This is a genomic window from Streptococcus halitosis, from assembly GCF_027691175.1.
Lineage (GTDB): Bacteria > Bacillota > Bacilli > Lactobacillales > Streptococcaceae > Streptococcus > Streptococcus halitosis_A.
Genome location: NZ_JAQFBD010000001.1, coordinates 39,983 through 61,353, shown reverse-complemented (window position 1 = coordinate 61,353; position 21,371 = coordinate 39,983). Strand labels below are relative to the sequence as shown.

The 21,371-nt window shown below is 39.9% G+C and carries 21 protein-coding genes; 3 read left to right on the top strand and 18 right to left on the bottom strand.

The window, feature by feature from the left end; translation table 11 throughout:
• Nucleotides 1-31 precede the first annotated feature (31 nt).
• The 15 genes from rplI to PG086_RS00235 form a co-directional block, all read right to left on the bottom strand.
• Nucleotides 32-484 (bottom strand): 50S ribosomal protein L9, encoded by a 453-nt coding sequence (rplI, locus tag PG086_RS00305; RefSeq protein ID WP_270747115.1) that lies wholly within the window; start codon nt 482-484, stop codon nt 32-34.
• A complete protein-coding gene (locus tag PG086_RS00300) occupies nt 481-2,454 on the bottom strand; it encodes a DHH family phosphoesterase (protein ID WP_270747114.1) in 1,974 nt (657 codons plus the stop codon). The genes rplI and PG086_RS00300 overlap by 4 nt, the downstream gene beginning before the upstream one ends.
• A gap of 175 nt (nt 2,455-2,629) precedes the next feature.
• On the bottom strand, nt 2,630-3,610 hold the full coding sequence (locus tag PG086_RS00295; protein ID WP_270748231.1) for a nitronate monooxygenase: 981 nt from the start codon (nt 3,608-3,610) through the stop codon (nt 2,630-2,632).
• A gap of 64 nt (nt 3,611-3,674) precedes the next feature.
• Nucleotides 3,675-4,592: an MBL fold metallo-hydrolase gene (locus PG086_RS00290; RefSeq protein WP_270747113.1), complete on the bottom strand. Its 918-nt coding sequence runs from the start codon at nt 4,590-4,592 to the stop codon at nt 3,675-3,677.
• Nucleotides 4,593-4,595: 3 nt separating this feature from the next.
• Entirely contained in the window at nt 4,596-5,708 is a 1,113-nt protein-coding gene (locus PG086_RS00285; RefSeq protein ID WP_084853113.1) for an acyl-CoA dehydrogenase family protein, read from the bottom strand.
• Nucleotides 5,709-5,723: 15 nt separating this feature from the next.
• A complete protein-coding gene (locus tag PG086_RS00280; RefSeq protein WP_000351428.1) occupies nt 5,724-6,632 on the bottom strand; it encodes a LysR family transcriptional regulator in 909 nt (302 codons plus the stop codon).
• Nucleotides 6,633-6,826: 194 nt separating this feature from the next.
• Nucleotides 6,827-7,480: a 3-oxoacid CoA-transferase subunit B gene (locus PG086_RS00275; RefSeq protein WP_270747112.1), complete on the bottom strand. Its 654-nt coding sequence runs from the start codon at nt 7,478-7,480 to the stop codon at nt 6,827-6,829.
• 1 nt (nt 7,481) lies between these two features.
• Nucleotides 7,482-8,204, bottom strand: coding sequence for a CoA transferase subunit A (locus tag PG086_RS00270; RefSeq protein ID WP_270747110.1), 723 nt, complete (start codon nt 8,202-8,204; stop codon nt 7,482-7,484).
• 15 nt (nt 8,205-8,219) lie between these two features.
• On the bottom strand, nt 8,220-8,999 hold the full coding sequence (locus tag PG086_RS00265; protein WP_000048046.1) for an enoyl-CoA hydratase/isomerase family protein: 780 nt from the start codon (nt 8,997-8,999) through the stop codon (nt 8,220-8,222).
• Between the two features lie 320 nt (nt 9,000-9,319).
• Complete coding sequence (locus PG086_RS00260) at nt 9,320-10,498, bottom strand: acetyl-CoA C-acetyltransferase (RefSeq protein ID WP_000656061.1); 1,179 nt, start codon at nt 10,496-10,498, stop codon at nt 9,320-9,322.
• Nucleotides 10,499-10,516: 18 nt separating this feature from the next.
• Nucleotides 10,517-11,365, bottom strand: coding sequence for a 3-hydroxybutyryl-CoA dehydrogenase (locus PG086_RS00255; protein WP_084853109.1), 849 nt, complete (start codon nt 11,363-11,365; stop codon nt 10,517-10,519).
• A gap of 80 nt (nt 11,366-11,445) precedes the next feature.
• Entirely contained in the window at nt 11,446-12,654 is a 1,209-nt protein-coding gene (locus PG086_RS00250; protein WP_000201480.1) for an acyl-CoA dehydrogenase family protein, read from the bottom strand.
• A gap of 247 nt (nt 12,655-12,901) precedes the next feature.
• Nucleotides 12,902-13,450, bottom strand: a complete 549-nt coding sequence (gene hpf, locus PG086_RS00245) for a ribosome hibernation-promoting factor, HPF/YfiA family (protein WP_000599116.1) — start codon at nt 13,448-13,450, stop codon at nt 12,902-12,904.
• 79 nt (nt 13,451-13,529) lie between these two features.
• Nucleotides 13,530-14,192, bottom strand: coding sequence for a ComF family protein (locus PG086_RS00240; RefSeq protein ID WP_270747108.1), 663 nt, complete (start codon nt 14,190-14,192; stop codon nt 13,530-13,532).
• On the bottom strand, nt 14,189-15,487 hold the full coding sequence (locus PG086_RS00235) for a DEAD/DEAH box helicase (protein ID WP_270747107.1): 1,299 nt from the start codon (nt 15,485-15,487) through the stop codon (nt 14,189-14,191). Before PG086_RS00235 ends, PG086_RS00240 begins: the two co-directional genes overlap by 4 nt.
• A 56-nt stretch (nt 15,488-15,543) precedes the next feature.
• Here PG086_RS00235 and PG086_RS00230 point away from each other — a divergent pair, with 56 nt between their 5' ends.
• The 3 genes from PG086_RS00230 (at nt 15,544) to cysK (ending at nt 17,661) form a co-directional block, all read left to right on the top strand.
• Nucleotides 15,544-16,179 (top strand): YigZ family protein, encoded by a 636-nt coding sequence (locus PG086_RS00230; RefSeq protein WP_270747105.1) that lies wholly within the window; start codon nt 15,544-15,546, stop codon nt 16,177-16,179.
• Nucleotides 16,180-16,194: 15 nt separating this feature from the next.
• Entirely contained in the window at nt 16,195-16,638 is a 444-nt protein-coding gene (locus PG086_RS00225; protein ID WP_270747103.1) for a PH domain-containing protein, read from the top strand.
• Nucleotides 16,639-16,734: 96 nt separating this feature from the next.
• Nucleotides 16,735-17,661 (top strand): cysteine synthase A, encoded by a 927-nt coding sequence (gene cysK, locus PG086_RS00220; RefSeq protein WP_270747101.1) that lies wholly within the window; start codon nt 16,735-16,737, stop codon nt 17,659-17,661.
• 275 nt (nt 17,662-17,936) lie between these two features.
• Here the strand turns inward: cysK and tsf are convergent, their stop codons facing one another.
• From tsf to pcsB, 3 genes are all read right to left on the bottom strand, one after another.
• Nucleotides 17,937-18,977 (bottom strand): translation elongation factor Ts, encoded by a 1,041-nt coding sequence (gene tsf, locus PG086_RS00215; protein WP_000808084.1) that lies wholly within the window; start codon nt 18,975-18,977, stop codon nt 17,937-17,939.
• Nucleotides 18,978-19,055: 78 nt separating this feature from the next.
• On the bottom strand, nt 19,056-19,835 hold the full coding sequence (gene rpsB, locus PG086_RS00210) for a 30S ribosomal protein S2 (RefSeq protein ID WP_000268476.1): 780 nt from the start codon (nt 19,833-19,835) through the stop codon (nt 19,056-19,058).
• Nucleotides 19,836-20,059: 224 nt separating this feature from the next.
• Nucleotides 20,060-21,289, bottom strand: coding sequence for a peptidoglycan hydrolase PcsB (gene pcsB / locus PG086_RS00205; RefSeq protein WP_000727001.1), 1,230 nt, complete (start codon nt 21,287-21,289; stop codon nt 20,060-20,062).
• Nucleotides 21,290-21,371: the final 82 nt, after the last annotated feature.

The following is a 21,371-nucleotide window of genomic DNA, read 5'->3' as shown; positions in this document are numbered from 1 at the left end:
CCTTTTACAATCTTGTCAAGAAGTTGTAAACTTAGCCTTCTTTTACACGAAGATTGATGACACTTGTAACATCTTGATAGATCTTCACTGGTACATCAATCAAACCTACTGCTCGAATTGGTGCTTGCACTTGAATATTGCGTTTGTCAATCTTAATACCAAACTGCTTTTGCAATTCTTCTGCAATTTTCTTGTTAGTGATGGAACCAAATGTACGGCCATCTGGTCCAACCTTTTCAACAAACTCTACAACTGTTTCTTCAGCTTCTAGCTTGGACTTGATGGCCTTTGCTTCAGCAATCATCTCTGCATGAGCCTTTTCTTCTGATTTTTGTTTTCCACGCAACTCACCCACTGCTTGAGCAGTTGCTTCCTTGGCCAAATTCTTTTTAATCAGGAAGTTTTGAGCGTAGCCAGTTGGCATTTCCTTAATTTCGCCTTTCTTCCCTTTTCCTTTAACATCTGCTAAAAAGATTACTTTCATTCTTCTTTCTCCTTTTCCTTTAGTTCTTCCAAGATTAGTTGAGTCAATTTTTCTCCCGCTTCCGACAAACTCATATCCTCGATTTGCGCAGCTGCTAGATTAAAGTGACCTCCACCACCCAGCTCTTCCATAATGCGTTGCACATTGATTTTACTACGACTTCGAGCCGAGATAGAGATAAATCCTTGTGTATTTTTTGCCAGAACGAAACTAGCCTCAATGCCGGACATAGCTAACATAGCATCAGCAGCCTTACTAATAACAACGGTGTCATAAGTGGTTGAGTCCTTAGCTTGGGCAATCAAGATATCTGAACCTAACTTACGACCTTGTAAAATGAGTTCATTTACCTCACGGTACTCTTCAAAATCTGTCGCAGCAATCTCCTGGATAGCAATACTGTCACTTCCCCGTGTTCTCAGGTAGCTAGCCACATCAAAGGTTCGGCTCGTCACGCGAGATGTGAAATTCTTGGTATCCAGCATCATACCAGCCATCAAAACACTGGCCTGCATACGACTCAAACGATTTTTCTTAGAATTTTGGAACTGAATCAATTCTGTGACCAGCTCACTGGCACTACTTGCCCCGCTTTCAATATAGGTGATGACTGCATTCTCAGGGAAATCCTGATCACGTCTATGATGGTCAATAACAATAGTTTGAGTGAACAAATCATAAAAATCTTTTGACAAGGTTAAAGCCGTCTTGGAATGATCCACCAGAATCAATAATGAACAGTTTGTAACTAGCTTCATCGCATCTGTAAGAGATAAAAGTTTCGTGACATCTTCCTTCTTCAAGAACTGAATAGCACGTTCGATATCTGCTGGCATATGGTCTGCATCGTAGACAGCATAACTGTTCTCAATAATATTACTTGCAAACAACTGCATACCAACAGCAGATCCCAAAGCATCCATATCTAGATTTTTATGACCGACTACAAAAACTTGGTCAACACTTCGAATCTTATCAGAAATGGCTGTCATCATGGCTCTCGTACGTGTACGAGTACGTTTGATAGACGCAGCAGTTCCTCCACCGAAGTAGACTGGATTCTTGGTTTCGTTATTTTCCTTGACCACCACCTGGTCACCACCGCGAACTTCCGCTAAGTTCAAGTTGAGCAAGGCAATTTTCCCTATTTCTTCATGGTTGCCATCACCATACGAAAATCCCATACTTAAGGTTAGGGCTAGTTGTCTCTGTTTTGATTCTTCTCGGAAACTATCAATAACGGAGAATTTATCATTCATCAATTCCTCTAGTACCGTGTAATCTGTGAATAAATAAAAACGATCCATCCCCACACGGCGAGAAAACATAGCATACTTACTAGCAAATTCTGAAACAAAATTAGCTACAAAGCTATTGATATGGCTGATATCAGAGTCAGACGTCGCATCCTCCAAATCATCGTAATTATCCACTGAGATGACCCCAATGACTGGACGACTAGTTACCAATTCGACAGTCGCTTCGTACTCCCCAGAAACATCAAAGAAATACAAAACACCCGAAGCCTTGTCCATATGAACAGCATACCGTGTTTCGCCCAAGGTAGCATACGAACCAGGATTCCCAACAGAAGCCTTGATGATGGTTTGAATTAATTCAACATCAATTTCCCCTTCTTCATTCGTCAAAATCAGCTCAGCATAGGGATTAAACCATTCCACTTCTCCGCTTGATAAGTCTAATTTCAGGACTCCCACCGGCATTTGATCAAGCAAAGTACTCAAGCTATTTTCGGCTTGGTGATTTACATATTGGATTTGTTCAATTTCGCTCTTTTCATACTGTTTTTTTTGCCAGACAAATAAAAGCAGATAAAGAAGTACAAATAAAAACAAGACACTGATTGTTACAACATTATTTTGTGAAAAAATAATCAGCATTGTTAAGGTTCCGAAAGTTGCAATCCCTAGTAGAATCGCAGAATTCGGAGTTAAATTATTTTTTTTCATTCTAAACCTCTTGCGCATTATTATATCACAAATGCCCTTAAAAAGCGACCTTTAAAGAGAAAGCACTGCTTTTATTATAGTAAGATACTCTTAAAGAAACCATACATAAAAAAGGAGAGCAAATGCCTCGCTCTCCTTTTTCCACATCAGTGCAGAATCTTCCGCCTAGATTACATTATTCACCTAATTCTAGTCGAATGTCTTGTAAGCGCTCTTGCGCCTGTTTCACAATTGATTCTAAAATAGACTTACATGGTTTGATGTCTTTCACCAAACCTGCAATTTGTCCGCTCATCATTGAACCATGAACTGTATCACCTTCATAGACAGCCTTAGATAGGGAACCGATCGTAATTTCTTCCAGTTCCTCTCGGTTTGTACCTTTCTGCTCTAACTCAATATAGTGATCTGTCATCTCATTGCGAATACAACGAACTGGCGCTCCCGCGATGCGACCTGTAACCGCAGTCGCTGTATCACTTGCCACCAAAATAGCTTCTTTATAGGCTGGAGAAATTGGACATTCTTCTGAAGCAAGAAAAACTGTTCCCATTTGAACTCCTTGTGCACCTAGGGCAATCGCAGCAGCCAGCCCTCGACCATCTGCCACACCTCCTGCAGCAATGACTGGAATCGTTACGGCATCAACGATTTGTGGGATAAGAGCCATTGTATTGGTCTCTCCGATATGCCCACCAGCTTCTGAACCCTCAGCGATTACAGCATCAACTCCCAATTCTTCCATTTTTTGAGCATGCTTGACACTGGCAATAACTGGAATAACCTTGATTCCTGCTTCTTTCAAGTAAGGCATGATATGCTTAGGTGTTCCTGCACCTGTAGTTACCACCGGAACCTTTTCTTCGATGATAACAGTCACAATATCCTTGATGTTTTTCATCATCAACATAATGTTGACACCAAAAGGCTTATCTGTCAACTTTCTCAATTCACGAATTTCTTCTCGCAACTGCTCTCCAGTCATACCACCTGACGCAATAATTCCTAATCCTCCAGCCTCAGAAACAGCTGCTGCTAGTTGATAGTGGGAGATTTGAGCCATGGCCCCTTGGAAAATTGGATATTGAATCTGTAAAAGTTTTGTAATTGACATATGAGTCCTCCTTTTATTTTCTGTTGATTCTTGTTGGCAAATGGATGCATAGTGCACCAATATCCCCGTCAACAAGAAAATGTTACATTTGTCTCCTCATATTCTGTTATCCTAAAAAATCTGGCTTACGATCCTGCTCATCTGTAAAAGGAATAAGTGGGGGGCGAGAACGTAGAACATAATCTACAAATTCCTTCCCATCCTTGTCAAACTCTACCACCGCGAAAAATTGATCATGATAAAAGAAAAACTTGTAATGATTCTCAAAAGCCTGACGCAACCATTTCTCTTTGGCTAAAATGGATTTCATAGGATAATCATCAACTGCTGGAACCCAGAGAGGATTTCGATGAACATGTGATAACATCAAGTCCCCCATGTGGATCATCGTATCTTTCCCCTGTTTGAGCAAGATAATACTGTGGCCATTGCTGTGACCACTTGTGTGAATCATTTGGATTTCTGGAATGACATTGATATACTCTGAGAAAGTCGTCACCTGATCTTGAATCGGTTCCCAATTCTCTCTCAGATAAGTTCCTCGTGTTCGATTATTAGGGTTTCTCATCTCATACCATTCGACATCATTCACAATAATCTTAGCGTTTGGATACTTGGAAACCAACTCTCCTTGATCATTCACACGCGTCAAGCCACCAGAATGATCATGATGCATATGTGTCATCAGCACGATGTCAATATCTTCAGGCGATAGTCCTAAAAGAGATAAACTTTCTTCTACCCGACTTTCAGTTAAGATTCCTAAGTTGCGCCTTTGTTTATCAGATAATTTTGCTGTATCAAAACTTGCATCTATCAAGTAATTTTTACCCTTGTACTGGATCAAAATAGGATCCGTCAATTCTGCCATCATATTAGCATCATTTGTTGGGTAGTAACGAGACCACACAACTTTCGGAACCGGACCAAAAAGAGTCCCTGCATCCGTCAATTTATCGGCTCCACGTAGCCATGTCAGTTTCATATCATGAAATTGATATTCCTGTAAGGTGAGTTCTGCCATGCTTTACTCCTTTATCCATTGGGCTGCTATTCTTTTACGAATCGAATCCCCAGATTTTCCATAGATTTCAATCGTTTTGGCATCCTTTAGATAACGGTCTATGGGGATGTCATCCAAGGTTTGAAGAGGTCCAATTAATCTAATAATTTCCTCAGAAATCTCAATTGCTACTTTTGTCGTATAAAGTTTTATCTGAGATACAAAGAGAGAATCCGCCTTCATCCTATCCTTGTAGGAAGCAAAGTAAGATTCAGCCGCACACAGCTTAGTATACAAGTCTGCGAATTGATGTTGATAGACTGTCGCATCGATTAATGGTTTCCCAAATCTTCTTTTGACCTTTACAAAAGCCAGACCTGTTTCAAAAGCTCCCTCAGAGATACCAATAGAGATTGCGCTTAATCCTAGCTGTAATTTTTTGATAATATCATTTAACTGAGTTTCCCCATTTAGCGTCAATCCTAGCAGACTATCTTCTGGCAATATGACCTGATCAAAAGTTACCGAATTCACAGGCAAACCCTGTAAACCAGGTTTTGCAATATCATCTCCAAAAGCAACTCCCGGTCGAGTCGTATCAACAATGAAAAATCCGTATCCATCTTCTCCGTTAGCTTCCTGAACCTTGGCTAAGATTAACAAAATATCTGTATAGCGGCAATTTGATACAATTGACTTCTTCCCAGTTAAAGACCAACCTGTTTCTGTTTTCCTTGCAGTTGTTGCAATAACCTCCAAGCTGTCCATCAATTTTCCTTCAGAAAATCCCAAGCCAGCTAAGATTTCTCCCCTTACTAATGGTTCTACATAACGCGATTTTTGTTCCTGACTCCCATATCGTAAAATAGGATAGATACCATAACATGCCTGAGTTAGTAGAACAGCAGAAAAAGCAGGAAAATCTTTTGAAATCAAGCGAATAAAGGTCAAAAACTCGGTTCTCAAAACAGAATCTTGACTATCTAAAAGCAAGGAAAAGATATCAAATTGCTCAATAAACTGATAAAGCAATTCTCTAGGGAACTGTTGTTCATCCTCACGAGACTTGAAATAGTCCCGAATCAACACTTTCACGTCTGCCTTCAATTCTCGCGCCAGCACGTCATTATAGGTCATCGCATTCACCTCATCTTAGTTGTCAGAAAACGGTTGGTAATAATCTTTCAACAATTCTTCATACACATAAGACTCTACTTCATTGTAGGAGTTTTTATAGGGTCTACAAAACCAAATATTAAATGGAATCGGATCCTTGAATCTAACCGCCTTAAAACGACTCTTATCCACAAAATATTCAACCGGCCTTGGCAAAAGGGCAATCAAATCTGTCTGATGAGTTGATTCAACTAGGAAGTCCCAAGTAGAGGAAAGATAAGCAAATTTAGCCTCAATTCGTTGTGAACGAAGTTTTTCTGTCACTAAATCATAAGTCGTAAATGTTTTGTTGAAGGTTGCCAATTCATAACCAGCAATATCAGACCATTCCAACAAGCTTTTCTGAGCCAACGGATGATCCTTATCCATATAAGCAACGTATTCATCCAATTGAATGATATGTTGTTCATATTTTTTAGCATCCAGGCTCGTAGGCTCTATCAGAATAGAGAGATTCAAATCTCCATCAACCATTTTTTGACGAATTTCCTTCCCTCCACCCTCCGTAACCTGGATATGGATATGAGGATTATTTTTCAGAAAATGAGGCAAGGCACTAGCAAAATAAACTCGTAAAATCAAGGACGGAATACCAAAATTAATGGTGCCTTTTTGCTTTTGAGCTTCTATATGGATCATGGAAAGCATTTCTTCATGTCGATTCACAATCTCGGTCGCATAACGATAAATTTTGCGTCCCGCCTCTGTTAAACTTTCTAATCTTCCATTCTTGCGATTGAATAATTGAACCCCTTCAGCTGCTTCAAAATTTGTCACAAATTGACTCAAGGCTGATTGACTAATGTGAATCTTCTTTGCAGCAATGGAAAGGTTGCATCCGCATTCTATGATATTGATGAAATAGTTCATTTGGATAATATCCACTTACCCATCACCTAGCTTTCCTTCACTATTTTAGTAGGTCAATTAGACAACTATTCTAGTGTTTGATAGTTGTCTACTGACTTTTTATCGAAATAACATTTCGAATACTTCATTTTAACGCTGTATATAAAGCGCTTACAATACTATCTAGTTTATATCATAACACACTAAGTAGAAAATAGCTCTTTTTTTGCTTAAATCGGCATTGTTTTTAGGTTTTCTGAGACAATGACTTCCCCAGCTGTTTTTTCAAGAACTTCTTCTAATGTCACACCAGGAGCCAGCTCTTTCAACAGGAATTTACCATCTTTGAATCCAAAAACAGCTAATTCTGTGATGACAAGATCCAATACTCCTTTAGCTGAAAGTGGCAAGGTACATTCTTTCAACAACTTAGATTCCCCATCAGCAGTTGTATGTTGGATAGCCCCGATTACGCGCTTAGCTCCTACCAATAAGTCCATTGCGCCACCCATACCAGGAGCAAATTTCCCTGGGATAATCCAGTTCGCAATGCTTCCATCTTGGCTGACTTCAAGAGCTCCAAGAACGGTTGCATCCACGTGTCCACCACGAATAATGGCAAAGGAAGTTTGTAGATCAAACAAGGCTGCTCCTGGCAACAATGTAATAGGAGCTCCACCAGAGTTCGCTAAATTGGCATTATAGTTGTCCTTGGTAGGTGTTTCCCCAAATCGAAGAGCGCCATTTTCTGCCTGTAAAATAACATTTACACCTTCAGGAATGTAATCAGCAGAGGCATTTGGAATCCCAAAACCAAGATTGACCACATCTCCATCTTTAAATTCAAGTGCTACACGTCTTGCGATAATCTCTTTTGCTTTCATTTTACTTCACCCCCGCCAGTTTCTTTGTCTCTGTCCACAGATCTCCCATCATCTGATGATGCTCTTGTGGTGTCAATCCTTGAACGACATAGTCAATTAGGATACCAGGGATGTAAATATCATTTGGATCAATTTCTCCGACTTCAACCAATTCGTTTGTCTCAACAATAACTGTGTCAGCTGCTAGAGCGAGTTGAAGGGAGATGTTTTTAGTAGTCCCATCCAGATAAAGGTTGCCATACTTATCCGCCTTTGTAGCTTTAATCAAGGCAACATCAATCTTCAATGGATCATAAATCAAATATTCTTTTCCATTTCGAGTCACTTTTTCGTGTTCATCTTCAAGAATTGTTCCTACACCTGTTGGTGTTAAGACTGCTCCAAGGCCCGCGCCCGCAGCATGCAAGCGTTCTACGACAGTTCCCATTGGAGTGAACTCCACTTTCATGACTCCCGAGAAATAATCATGCTGAGCAGCAGCGGATGTCCCTACATGGGCTGCAATGTACTTTGTAACCTGATGGTTTTCACAAAGTCGACCAACTCCAACTTCCTTACCGGGTTGAGAGGTTACAACAGACACCAAGGTCAAATCTTGCTGGTTTTGACGAACCAGTTCCTCAATTAACTCAAGTGGCTCTCCCACTCCGAGAAAACCAGAAATACCAACTTTATCTCCTGAATGAATCAAGGAAATAGCTTCAGACAATGTTACAACTTTCATAACCTATCGCCTCTCTTATTTACGTTGAAATACAGCCTTGCGTTTTTCAACAAAAGCACGCATTCCTTCTACCTTATCTTCTGTAGAGAAGAGTAGAGCTTCCGCTTCTGTTTCCAAACGAATAGCATTTTTCAGAGGGAGTTCTGAGCCAACTTGGATAATATGTTTAGCCTTTTCAACTGCTAGCGGTGCATTTTTCATAATCGCTCCTGCCAGCTCTTCTGCCGCAGGCAATAGTTCTTCTGCTGCTACCAACTTGTTAAGAATTCCAAGATCATATGCTTCTTGTCCGTTAACCATTCTAGCAGTAAAGATTAATTCCTTTGTTTTACTAGTACCAATCAAACGAGACATTCTTTGAGTACCTGCAAAACCAGGAATGATTCCCAAGCCAACTTCAGGGAAGCCAACCATTGTCTTGTCATAGCCGATTCGGATATCAGTTGAAAGAGCTAATTCTAGACCGCCTCCCAAAGCATACCCATTCAATACTGAAATAGTTGGTTGAGTCAATTCAGATAAACGGGTAAAGGTGTCGTTCGCATAGGTCATGTATTCATGAGCCTGAATTGGAGACATTTGGTCCATCTCTTTAATGTCTGCTCCAGCGACAAATGCTTTTTCCCCTTGACCAGTCACGATGACAACACGAATGTCCTCGCTAGCTTCAATTTGGTCTAAAACGAGATTCAAATCCTTTAAGACTTCTGAACTTAAAGCGTTCAAAGCCGATGGACGGTTAATTGTTAGATAGCCAAGACCATTCTTAACCTCTAATAAAACAGTTTTACTCATTGTTTTGCTCCTACTTGATTTATTTTGAGTACAGAGTACAGCGTCAACAAATACCAACACAAAATGTAAGAGCTTACATTTTCATCATAATCCTTTTTTCCCTATCCGTCTACTTAATCTTTATTTATAGACCTATAAGTCCAGCTTATAGAATAGAGCCATTCAATCTATCCTCAAAGTCTTAGGAAAAGCAAAAATACCTTATCAGGCACTTTCGGAGAAAGACACTTGATAAGGTATGTAACTATGAGATCGGATCAATATCTCATTTTGTAATCGTAATATTGAAAAAGAGGAAATGACGTTCAGTTTTCTAATAACTAACGTTCAACGATGAGGGCTGTTCCCATCCCTCCTCCGATACAGAGAGTTGCTAAACCAGTTTTGGCATCACGTTTCATCATCTCATGTACCAGAGTCACTAAGATACGGCAGCCTGAAGCTCCAATTGGATGACCAAGAGCAATCGCGCCACCATTGACATTGACAATATCTGTGTTAAAGCCAAGTGTTTTCCCAACCGCACAAGCCTGAGCAGCAAAGGCTTCATTTGACTCGATCAAGTCAAGATCATCAACTGTCAAATTGCCTTTTTCTAGAGCTTTGCGAGTCGCATAAATCGGTCCACATCCCATAATTTTAGGATCCAAACCTGCACTTGCATACGAACGAATGCGCGCAATGACTGGAAGTCCCAATTCTTCAGCTTTTTCAGCGCTCATGACCAAGACAGCCGCTGCTCCGTCATTGATACCTGAGGCATTTCCCGCTGTAACAGAACCGTCTTTTTTGAAAACAGGACGTAGCTTAGACAGACTCTCCAAGCTAGCATCTTTTCTAGGAAATTCATCTGTATCAAAGACGATAGGATCGCCTTTACGTTGAGGAATGACCACCGGAACAATCTCTTCCTTAAAACGTCCAGATTCTATAGCCGCCACTGCTCGTTTTTGAGATTCCAAAGCAAGCGCATCTTGATCATCCCGGCTAATACCATATTCTTCTGCCACATTCTCAGCTGTAATCCCCATATGGTATTCGTTAAAGGCATCAGACAAACCGTCCTTAATCATGGTATCTACCACTTTCGAATCTCCCATACGGCCACCCCAACGGAAGCTTGGCAAAACATATGGAGCCTGGCTCATGTTTTCTGCACCACCAGCCACGACAATATCTGCATCTCCACACTGAATCGCTTGAGCAGCTAACTGCACTGCCTTCAAACCGGAACCACAAACCTTATTAATGGTAAAGGCTGGTGTAAATTCAGGAAGCCCAGCATGAATACTCATTTGGCGAGCCACGTTTTGGCCTAAACCTGCGCCTAGGACATTCCCCATAATCACTTCATCTACCTGCTCTGGTTTAATATTCGCTTTTTCCAAAGCACTCTTAATGACCAAAGATCCCAAATCAACAGCAGAAACATTCTTCAAGCTCCCGCCAAAGGAACCTAAAGGTGTTCGCACTGCCGAAACAATAACTACGTCTTTCATGACTACCTCCATCAGTGTCTAGTAAGTAAAGAAGCCTTCTTTTGTCTTCCGTCCCAATTTTCCTGCTTCGACCATTTTCTTAAGAAGAGGGGCAGGACGGTATTTTTGATCACCAAACCCTTGGTTTAGGACGCCCATAATAGCCAAACAAACATCCAACCCAATCAAGTCAGCAAGAGCCAAAGGTCCAATAGGATGATTTGCACCAAGTTTCATCGCTTCATCGATTTCCTCGGCACTAGCCACTCCTTCACCTAGAATGTAAATGGCTTCATTGATCATAGGAATCAAAATTCTGTTCACAACAAAACCATAAGAATCTTTAACATCAACTGGTGTTTTACCAATTTTCACTGTCAGTTCACGAACCGCCTGAACCACTTCTTCTGAAGTCTGCAAGGCCTTAATAACCTCTACAAGTTTCATGATTGGGGCAGGATTAAAGAAGTGCATTCCAATCACGCGCTCTTGATGTTTAGTAGCAGCAGCTATATCCGTGATTGACAAAGAGGATGTGTTTGATGCTAAGATAGTTTTAGGATCTGTCAATTCATCCAATTGTTTGAAAATATTCAACTTAATCTCACGATTCTCAGTTGCAGCTTCAATCACCAATTGGACTTGTTTCGCATCTTCATATGAAACAGATGGAATCAAATTGGCCAATACCTGATCCTTCTCATCCGCAGACATCCGTCCTTTTTCAACTGAACGTTCCAATTGTTTTGTGATATTATTCAAGCCTCTTTGAACAAATTCTTCTTTAATATCATTTAAGTAAACTGTAAAACCAGCCTGAGCAAATACTTGAGCAATTCCGCTTCCCATTTGACCAGAACCAATAATCATCACCTTAGATATCATTATTTTCTCCTTCTTATTTTACAAAAATCCAGTGCATGAAGCAAGGACGATTGAACAGAAATCCTTCAATCGCCCTTCTGACATTAAACAAAGGCACCTAGTCCAGTAATCTCACGACCAACAATCAAGGCATTCACTTCGTGTGAACCTTCATAGGTATAGATTGATTCAGCATCTGCAAAGAAACGAGCAACGTCTGTCTCAAGTGTAATACCATTACCTCCGCAAGTTTCACGAGCAAGGGCAACTGTTTCGCGCATCACCAAGGAATTGTGCATCTTAGCAAGAGCAGAGTTAAGCATCAATTCATTCCCTTTCTCTTGCATCTCAGCAATACGAGTTGAATAAGCAATAACTGCTACAGCATTTGCTTGCATACGAGCCAATTTTTCTTGAACAATTTGGAATTTGGCAATTGGACGTTTGAACTGTTCACGATCTTTAGCATATTTAAGAGCTGCTACATAAGATCCACAAGTCACTCCCATAGCAATGTGAGCAACGTCCGCACGAGTGAAGGTCAAGATACGGGCTACATCACCAAAACCATTGATATTTACCAAACGGTCTGAATCTGGAACCTCTACATTCTTCATAGTAATATGGCCATTGCGGACACAACGAAGAGCAATCTTATGTGGGATTGGTTCCGCATGATATCCAGGAGCTCCCTTACGAACGATAAAGCATTTCACCTTGCCATCCGCAACATCACGAGCAAATACAGGAACGACATCTGCAGTATCTGAACCACCAATCCAGCGTTTTTCACCATTTAGAATCCACTTGTCTCCAACACGTTCTGCAGTAGTTGCAAGTCCTCCAGCAATATCAGAACCTGAAAGAGGTTCAGTCAAAGCGAAGCAACCTTGCCAATCAAATGCAGCTAATTTTGGAAGAAATTCTTTTTGTTGACGCTCATCACCACCCAAGAGAATTGTGTTGTAGCAAAGTCCACCATGAACGGTGTAGAATGTTGCCATAGAAGCATCGAAGCGAGCAAGTTCAAGATACAAGAAAGCAATATAAAGTTCAGATGGTTTCCAGCTACCCTCACGTCCTTCAAACAATTTTGGATTGTTCATAATTTGAGCGCCCTTAGCCACAGCATAGAATTCTTCAAAAGGAAAATCAGGTTTTTCCCAGTATTCATTAATAACCGGACGGAGATGTTTCTCAATCAAACGGCGAGTTTCTTGTAAAACCTCTGCTTCACCCAAAGTTAGACCATCCGCATAGTGAAAAAGGTCCTCAGGATATAGTTCGCGTAAAATTTCTTCTTTTGTTGCCATAGTTATGACTCCTTTATTTGTTATAAGAGCGCTTACATTTTTGTATTCGCTATTTGTTGACAACCCCATTCTATCCCTTAGGGTATTATTTTGTCTACTTAATAAATATAAACACCCCTATAAGTTCAGATTATAGGGGTCGATTCTGACTGTTTTATCAAGGATTTCCTCGTTTTTCTACTTACTTATAGGCACAAGAAAAAGTGGTTTACAAATCAGTAAACCACTCTTATTAGTTATTTCAATTTTATGATTCTTTTACTTCGAGCAAACCAACTTCACCATCTTCTCGACGATACAAAACATTAGTTGTTTGATCTTCTACATCTACATAAATAAAGAAATCATGTCCCAATAAATCCATTTGAAGAAGGGCTTCTTCTAAATCCATTGGCTTCAAATCAATTTGTTTTGAACGAACGACTTTAGGTTGCACAACATCTGCATCTTCAACTAGAGCATCTGTAAAGAGTTGACTTGTCGCAACTTTATTTTTATTCTTACGTTCGATTTTAGTCTTATTTTTACGAATCTGACGTTCAATTTTATCTGTTACAAGATCGATAGAACCATACATATCTTGAGAAACATCTTCTGCACGAAGAGTAATAGATCCAAGTGGAATTGTTACTTCAACCTTTGCTGTTTTCTCACGGTAAACTTTCAAATTCACACGTGCATCCAACTCTTGCTCTGGTTGGAAATACTTTTCGATCTTTTCGAGTTTAGAAACTACATAATCACGAATTGCTTCTGTTACTTCTAGGTTTTCACCACGGATACTATATTTAATCATATAAGTACCTTCTTTCTAAACATTTTTGTTTTTCTAACTATATTATAACGCTTTCATTTTCATTTTGCAAATTTTTTCCTCATCTTACAAGGGAAAAGGTTTTAACTTCCAAAGCACCCGCTTCTTCCAAAAGTCGTTTTACACGATTCACAGTTGCACCTGTTGTATAGATGTCATCAATCAGCAAAATCTTCTTAGGAAGTGAGATCCCATCTTTAATAAAAAATGGAATTTTAGTAGCCAACCTTTCCAAACGGCTTTTAGAAGAACTAGAACTCTCTTCTCTTTTTCCTAATATATCTTTAAAAGAAAAGCCTGCCGCTTCGACCAAACCCTCAACTTGGTTAAATCCCCTCTCAAGTAATCTTTCAGGACTTAGGGGAATCAACACAAATTGATAACCTCTATACTTTTTCAGCTCCTCAGCAAGAACGGAAGCAAAAACTTTTCTAAGCAAAAAATCGCCATCAAACTTATATCGACTGAAAAAGTCTTTCATAGCTTGATTATAGGTAAAGATTGCCTTATGATCAACCCGAATTCCTTCTTTACACCAAAGTTTACAATCTTGACACTTAGTTGACATATCTGTTTTCATACAGTTTGGACAATATTTCTCACCAATCTTCTCAAAACTAGAAGCACAAGCTGAGCAAAGATAACTGCAGTCATCTTTCAAAATGAAGAGACTACCAAAAGTTAACTCACTCTTTGTGGTCTGACCACATAATAAACAGTTCATAACCCCGCCTCCTTGTTCATTTGTTTGATTTCCTTGATTGCCTTCTTGATGGAATCATTTAATCCATCATGAAAAAAGAGCAACTCACCAGTTGGTCTGTCCATACTACGCCCAACTCGACCACCAATCTGAATCAAACTAGACTTGGTAAAGAGCCTATGATTAGCTTCTACTACGAAAACATCCACACAAGGGAAGGTAACCCCGCGTTCCAAGATTGTCGTACTAATCAGTATTGTTAGTTCTCCATCTCGAAAAGCTTGCACCTGCTCTAATCGGTCTTCTGTGACAGAAGACACAAATCCGATATTCTCATTCGGGTACTGCTCCTTCAAGATTTCTTTTAGTTTCTCGCCTTTTTTAATTTCTGATGCAAAGATTAACAACGGATAACCTGTTCTTCTCTGCCTCTCAATATAGGTCTTTAACTTGGTTGATAACTGATTTTTTTCTAAACAGCGATTAAAATCTGATAACCAGACAGGTTTAGGAATAATCAAAGGATTTCCATGAAATCGTCTCGGCAAGCTTAATCGTTTTAATTCTCCAGTGCGAACCTTCTTATCTAACTCATCTGTAGAAGTCGCTGTAAGGAATATCCTTAATCCATCCTCCTTTACACTATTCTTTACAGCATAGTAAAGCATAGAGTTGTCAACATAAGGAAAGGCATCTACCTCATCCACTATCAGCAAATCAAAAGCATGATAAAATTTTAATAACTGATGGGTTGTCGCAACAACTAATGGTGTTCGGAAATAAGGTTCTGATTCTCCATGAAGAAGAGCTATCTCGCAAGCAAAGTCATTCTGCAGTCGCTTATACAGTTCCAAACACACATCAATGCGAGGACTGGCCAAACAAACTGCACCACCATCATCAATCACTTTGGCCACAACTTGATAAATCATCTCTGTCTTTCCAGCTCCTGTCACAGCATGAACTAAAGTCGGTTCTTTCTTTTCGACTGCTCGAATCAACCCCTCTGATACCTTCTCCTGAAAAGAGGTTAACTGACCACGCCATTTGAGGACGTCTTGCTTAGGAAAATCCTCCTGCGGAAAATAGTATAAAGCTTGATCACTCCTGACTCTCTTCATCAGTAAACACTCCCTACAATAGTAAGCGCCGATAGGTAAATGCCATTCTTCTAGAATACTACTATTACAACGTTGACAAAACAGTTTCCCCTTCTCTTTTCTCATTGCTGGCAATTTCACTGCTACCTGTCGTTCTTCTTCAGTTAATTCTTTCTCAGTAAACAAGCGACCGAGGTAATTTGGATTTACTTTCATACTTCTTTATTCGTAAAAATCTAGCGCTTTAGGTGATTTTTTAGTACAATTAAATCATGGAATTTAGAACAATTAAAGAGGACGGCCAAGTCCAAGAAGAAATCAAAAAGTCCCGCTTTATCTGTCACGCAAAGCGTGTCTATAGTGAAGAAGAAGCTCGTGACTTTATCACTGCTGTCAAAAAAGAACACTACAAAGCCACCCATAACTGCTCTGCCTTTATTATTGGGGAACGCAGTGAAATCAAACGTACGAGTGATGATGGGGAACCTAGTGGTACTGCTGGAGTCCCTATGCTGGGTGTCTTAGAAAATCATAATCTAACCAATCTCTGTGTGGTAGTGACACGCTACTTTGGTGGCATCAAACTAGGTGCTGGCGGTTTGATCCGTGCTTACGCAGGAAGTGTAGCCTTGGCTGTCAAAGAAATAGGCATTATTGAAATCAAAGAGCAGGCTGGCATAGCCATTCAAATTTCTTATGCTCAATACCAAGAGTACAGTAACTTTCTTAAAGAACATCATCTCATGGAGCTGGATACAAACTTTACAGATCAAGTTGATACAATGATTTATGTTGATAAGGAAGAGAAAGAAAATATCAAGGCTGCTCTTGTTGAGTTCTTTAATGGAAAGGTTACTTTAACAGATCAAGGTTTACGAGAAGTTGAAGTTCCTGTAAACTTAGTGTAAACAAAGGAGAAATACATGGCTTTTGGGAAATTTATTCAAGGACTTGCTGGAAATTTTAGCGAGGAAAACAAAGAGACTCTTATTAAAGAATATGGACAATATCTACTAGAGAATGAAGAAATTCAAAGCGGGTATAAACTTATTCGAGATTCAATCATCTTTACAAATATCCGCATTATTTTTACAGATAAGCAAAGTGCTACTGGTCGCAAGACGTCTGTTAAGTCACTTTTTTTGATGAACATTGTAAACGTTGAAATGGAAACTGCTGGAGCAGGTATAGATGATAGTGAGATTACGATCACTTATTTAGAAAATATCTTTCTAAAAGCACACAATGAGCACCTGAGTTTCCATAAATTTGAATTCCCTAAAAAAACGGACATCCTTCCGCTTTACACCTATTTATTAGAATTGGCTTATCACAATCGATTAAAAATTAATGACTTAGACCTTTGATATAAAAAAATCCTATCACTTTGATAGGATTTCTATATTTTACAAATAGCCTTGAGCGCGTTATACTAGTATCATCTTATACAAAGAGGTATATCTATGACTATTTATAATAATATCACTGAACTTATTGGACAAACACCGATTGTTAAACTCAACAACATTGTTCCAGAGGATGCTGCAGACGTCTATGTTAAACTAGAAGCCTTTAACCCAGGATCTTCAGTCAAAGACCGTATTGCCCTTAGCATGATTGAAAAAGCAGAACAAGATGGTATTCTAAAACCGGGTGCTACTATTGTTGAAGCAACGAGTGGAAACACTGGTATCGGTCTTTCATGGGTTGGTGCTGCTAAAGGATATAAAGTTGTTATCGTCATGCCTGAAACGATGAGTGTGGAACGACGCAAGATTATCCAAGCCTATGGTGCTGAACTCGTCCTCACTCCTGGTAGCGAAGGAATGAAAGGGGCTATTGCCAAAGCTCAGGAAATCGCTGCTGAACGTGACGGCTTCCTTCCACTCCAATTTAATAATCCAGCTAATCCAGAAGTGCACGAAAGAACAACAGGAGCTGAAATACTAGCTGCTTTCGGTTCTGATGGACTAGATGCTTTTGTGGGTGGTGTTGGTACTGGTGGAACGATCTCAGGTGTTTCTCACGCTCTTAAAGTAGCAAATTCAAACATTCAAGTTTATGCAGTTGAGGCAGACGAGTCAGCTATCTTGTCTGGTGAAAAACCAGGACCTCACAAAATTCAAGGTATCTCAGCTGGATTTATTCCTGAAACACTTGATACAAAGGCCTATGATGGTATCGTCCGCGTAACGTCAGATGATGCTCTAGCACTCGGACGTGAAATTGGTGGAAAAGAAGGCTTCCTTGTTGGGATTTCTTCAGCTGCAGCAATTTACGGGGCAATTGAGGTTGCCAAGAAATTAGGTACAGGGAAGAAAGTCCTTGCTTTAGCACCAGATAACGGCGAACGTTATTTGTCTACAGCACTCTATGAATTTGAAGTGTAGCCTCCTAAATTTAGCCCTTATTATAGGGCTTTTTATATACTCATATAGAGCCTATTCTCTAAAACAAAGTTTTAGGGCAGATAAAGGCTTGTTGGGGTTACACGAGATGTAATCTGAGAGGTAAGCCCCAAGTGAGAATTAACATAGGATTCGTACTCATTGCCAATAACCTCTTAAAATACAATAAGAGAAGGAGTCAAAATTAAAAAGCTAGAGTTCCTCAATTGGAAATCTCTAGCTTTTTTATGGCTGAGAACTATTTTGTTTCAGATTCTTTAGTTATTCAAGGCTGCTGCCATTGTAGCTGCAACTTCTGCTTCAAAGTCGTTTGCAGCTTTCTCGATACCTTCACCAACTTCAAAGCGAGCGAACTCAACTACTGAAGCATTTACTGATTCAAGGTAAGCTTCAACTGTCTTGCTGTCATCCATGATGTAGACTTGTGCAAGAAGTGTGTATGCTTGGTCAACTTTAGTGTTGTCAAGCATGAAGCGATCCATTTTACCTGGGATGATTTTGTCCCAGATTTTTTCGGGTTTGCCTTCTGCAACTAATTCAGCTTTGATATCTTCTTCAGCTTGAGCAATCACTTCATCAGTCAATTGAGCTTTTGATCCATATTTCAAGTGTGGAAGAGCTGGTTTACCAACCATTGCACGGCTATCATTATCTTGGTCAATCACGTGGTTCAATTGTGCCAACTCATCTTTAACGAACTGCTCATCCAATTCTTTGTAAGAAAGAACTGTTGGTTTCATCGCAGCGATATGCATTGAGATTTGTTTAGCAAGTGCTTCATCTCCACCTTCGATGACAGAGATAACACCGATACGTCCACCATTGTGTTGGTATGCTCCAAAGTGTTGTGCATCTGTTTTTTCAAGCAAAGCAAAACGACGGAATGAGATTTTTTCACCGATTGTAGCTGTTGCAGATACATAGGCTGCTTCAAGAGTTTCACCTGAAGGCATTGTCAAGGCAAGAGCTTCTTCGTTGTTAGCTGGTTTTCCTTCAGCAATTACTTTAGCTGTAGCATTTACCAAGTCAACAAATTGAGCATTTTTTGCAACGAAGTCAGTTTCAGCATTTACTTCAACTACTGCTGCAACGTTACCGTTAACAAATACACCAGTTAAACCTTCAGCTGCAACACGGTCAGCTTTCTTAGCTGCCTTAGCCATACCTTTTTCACGAAGCAATTCGATTGCTTTTTCGATATCACCTTCAACTTCAACCAATGCTTTCTTAGCGTCCATAACACCAGCACCAGATTTTTCACGCAACTCTTTAACAAGTTTAGCTGTAATTTCTGCCATTTTGATTCTCCTATATTTTTTAAAAATAGGAGAGCCGGGCTAAGCCCCGCCCTCCTAGGTAATGATTACTTATTTGAATTAAGCGTTGTCGCCTTCTACAACTTCAACGATTTCTTCGATTGAGTCAGCTTGAGCTTCTGAAGCTTCAAATTCTGCTTCAACTGCTGCTGCATCTTCACCTTGACGTCCTTCGATGATAGCGTCAGCCAATTTAGCTGTGATCAATTTAACCGCGCGGATAGCGTCATCGTTAGCTGGGATGATTACATCGATATCGTCTGGATCAGTGTTTGTGTCAACCATCGCTACAACTGGGATTCCCAATTTTTTAGCTTCTTTAACAGCGATTTGTTCTTTATGTGGGTCAACTACGTACATTACATCTGGGATACGAGGCATGTCTTCGATACCACCCAAGAATTTTTCAAGACGTGCACGTTGTTTGTTAAGAAGTGCAACTTCTTTCTTAGGAAGAACATCAAAGATTCCTTCTTCTTCCATGCGTTTGATTTCTTTCAAACGAGCAATACGTTTTTGGATAGTTCCCCAGTTCGTAAGAGTTCCACCCAACCAACGGTGGTTGATGTAGTATTGACCTGAACGTTCTGCTTCTTCCTTAACAGCATCAGCAGCTTGTTTCTTAGTACCAACAAACAATACAACTGCATCGTTAGCCGCAGCATCACGCATGAAGTCGTATGCTTGGTCAGCGTATTTTACAGTTTGTTGCAAGTCGATAACGTGGATTCCGTTACGTTCAGTGAAGATGTACTTAGCCATCTTAGGGTTCCAGCGACGAGTTTGGTGACCAAAGTGTACACCAGCCTCAAGAAGTTGTTTCATTGAAATTACTGCCATGAGTATTTCTCCTTTTTGTTTTTTTCCTCTTCTTGATTTCAACTTGCAAAACGACCCGAGGGCAACAGTTTCACAATTCATCAAGAATGAGTATTATCGTTTACACGACAAGTTTCATTCTACCACATTTTAGCGATATTTTCAAGTGATTTTGATAGATTTCGATCTTGCTCTCGATTAAAAATAATAAAAGAGGCTCAAATCGAGCCTCTTCGTTTCATTCATTAGTTTGGATAAATGTAAGTAACATAACCTTCAGATGTTGTAGTTGGGTTGAACCATCCACGTTTGTTACCGATTGTACGATCTCCACCATAGTTTGATTCTGATACTTGAATACGAGTAGTTGAATCAACTGCTGTAACAACCGCTACGTGTCCATAGCCACCATCATTCCAACATGCAATCGCACCAACTTGTGGTTGAGAACCAGTACGGAAACCTGCAGCTGCTGCACTTGTAGCCCACTGTGCTCCGTTACCCCAGTAATCTCCAGCCCAAGGTGCTAATGTTTTAGCTCCCCAAGTACATTCACCAGTTGGATAACTTGAAGCATTTGTACTGTATGTTGGACGTTGTCTAGTAGGAGTTGGAGTAGGTGTAGGTGCTGGAGTGTAGCTTGAGTCCTCGTCATCAGATGCTGATGCTGACGTTGATGTAGATGTTGCTTGCACTTGAGCTGAGAAACTTGTGTTTCCAGAAGCAACAACTGATTGTTGTTGACTTGTTTGACGTGCTTTATAAGCTGCCTCTGCTTCAGCTGCTGCTTTCGCTTCTGCCTCTGCTGCTGCTTTTTGTTCCAACAAGGTAGCTTTCTCACCTTCTGCAGTAGCTTTCTCTGCAGCAAGGTTCAACTCAGCAACTTTTAACTCCGCCTGTTTTGTTGTCAATGTCTGTGCATCGTCAGCAAGCGTTTGTTGGTTCGCAATGACAGTATTGATTGCTTCATTATTTGCGACTTGTTTTTCTGAAATTGATTTTTTATCAGCTTTTTGTTGCTCTAACATTTTGTTGTTAGCCGATACAATCTCGCTCATAGCCGCAACACGGGAAATAGCTTCTGTAATTGATTTTGAATTTACAATTGTGTTGATATAGCTAGTTGCAGCACCGTTTGTTTGTGCGCTACGTGCTTGTTTTTCCAAAGATTCATTACGAGCAACAATATTCTTAGAGAGCTCTGTAATTTCTCCTTCGAGTTTTTTAGATTCCGCTTGTAGTGTTTCATTTTCAGCTTGTAAGTTTGCTTGCTGTGTTTGAATGGCTGTAACTTGCGTTTGGATTTCATCTACCTGTTGTTGAGCTTCTTTTTGTTGAGCTGTCAAGTCACTAATCTTACTATCTTGAGCAGCAATTTTTTCATCAGTTGTTTCAGCGTGAACAGTTGTTAACACTGCCACTTGAGACACTAATACTGTACTTAATAAAAGTGACGCTAAGATTTTTTTCTTCATATTGTGTAGATACTCCTTCTATTTAAGACATTACTAGTATACCAAAAAAAGACATAATAAATATTACGCCTTTGTTACATTT

Excerpts from the sequence above, each read along its gene's own strand:
- rplI (WP_270747115.1), bottom strand. The coding sequence starts at position 484 with ATGAAAGTAATCTTTTTAGCAGATGTTAAAGGAAAAGGGAAGAAAGGC.
- PG086_RS00300 (WP_270747114.1), bottom strand. The coding sequence starts at position 2,454 with ATGAAAAAAAATAATTTAACTCCGAATTCTGCGATTCTACTAGGGATT.
- PG086_RS00290 (WP_270747113.1), bottom strand. The coding sequence starts at position 4,592 with ATGGCAGAACTCACCTTACAGGAATATCAATTTCATGATATGAAACTG.
- PG086_RS00285 (WP_084853113.1), bottom strand. The coding sequence starts at position 5,708 with ATGACCTATAATGACGTGCTGGCGCGAGAATTGAAGGCAGACGTGAAA.
- PG086_RS00275 (WP_270747112.1), bottom strand. The coding sequence starts at position 7,480 with ATGAAAGCAAAAGAGATTATCGCAAGACGTGTAGCACTTGAATTTAAA.
- PG086_RS00270 (WP_270747110.1), bottom strand. The coding sequence starts at position 8,204 with ATGAAAGTTGTAACATTGTCTGAAGCTATTTCCTTGATTCATTCAGGA.
- PG086_RS00265 (WP_000048046.1), bottom strand. The coding sequence starts at position 8,999 with ATGAGTAAAACTGTTTTATTAGAGGTTAAGAATGGTCTTGGCTATCTA.
- PG086_RS00260 (WP_000656061.1), bottom strand. The coding sequence starts at position 10,498 with ATGAAAGACGTAGTTATTGTTTCGGCAGTGCGAACACCTTTAGGTTCC.
- PG086_RS00250 (WP_000201480.1), bottom strand. The coding sequence starts at position 12,654 with ATGGCAACAAAAGAAGAAATTTTACGCGAACTATATCCTGAGGACCTT.
- hpf (WP_000599116.1), bottom strand. The coding sequence starts at position 13,450 with ATGATTAAATATAGTATCCGTGGTGAAAACCTAGAAGTAACAGAAGCA.
- PG086_RS00240 (WP_270747108.1), bottom strand. The coding sequence starts at position 14,192 with ATGAACTGTTTATTATGTGGTCAGACCACAAAGAGTGAGTTAACTTTT.
- PG086_RS00235 (WP_270747107.1), bottom strand. The coding sequence starts at position 15,487 with ATGAAAGTAAATCCAAATTACCTCGGTCGCTTGTTTACTGAGAAAGAA.
- PG086_RS00230 (WP_270747105.1), top strand. The coding sequence starts at position 15,544 with ATGGAATTTAGAACAATTAAAGAGGACGGCCAAGTCCAAGAAGAAATC.
- PG086_RS00225 (WP_270747103.1), top strand. The coding sequence starts at position 16,195 with ATGGCTTTTGGGAAATTTATTCAAGGACTTGCTGGAAATTTTAGCGAG.
- cysK (WP_270747101.1), top strand. The coding sequence starts at position 16,735 with ATGACTATTTATAATAATATCACTGAACTTATTGGACAAACACCGATT.
- tsf (WP_000808084.1), bottom strand. The coding sequence starts at position 18,977 with ATGGCAGAAATTACAGCTAAACTTGTTAAAGAGTTGCGTGAAAAATCT.
- rpsB (WP_000268476.1), bottom strand. The coding sequence starts at position 19,835 with ATGGCAGTAATTTCAATGAAACAACTTCTTGAGGCTGGTGTACACTTT.
- pcsB (WP_000727001.1), bottom strand. The coding sequence starts at position 21,289 with ATGAAGAAAAAAATCTTAGCGTCACTTTTATTAAGTACAGTATTAGTG.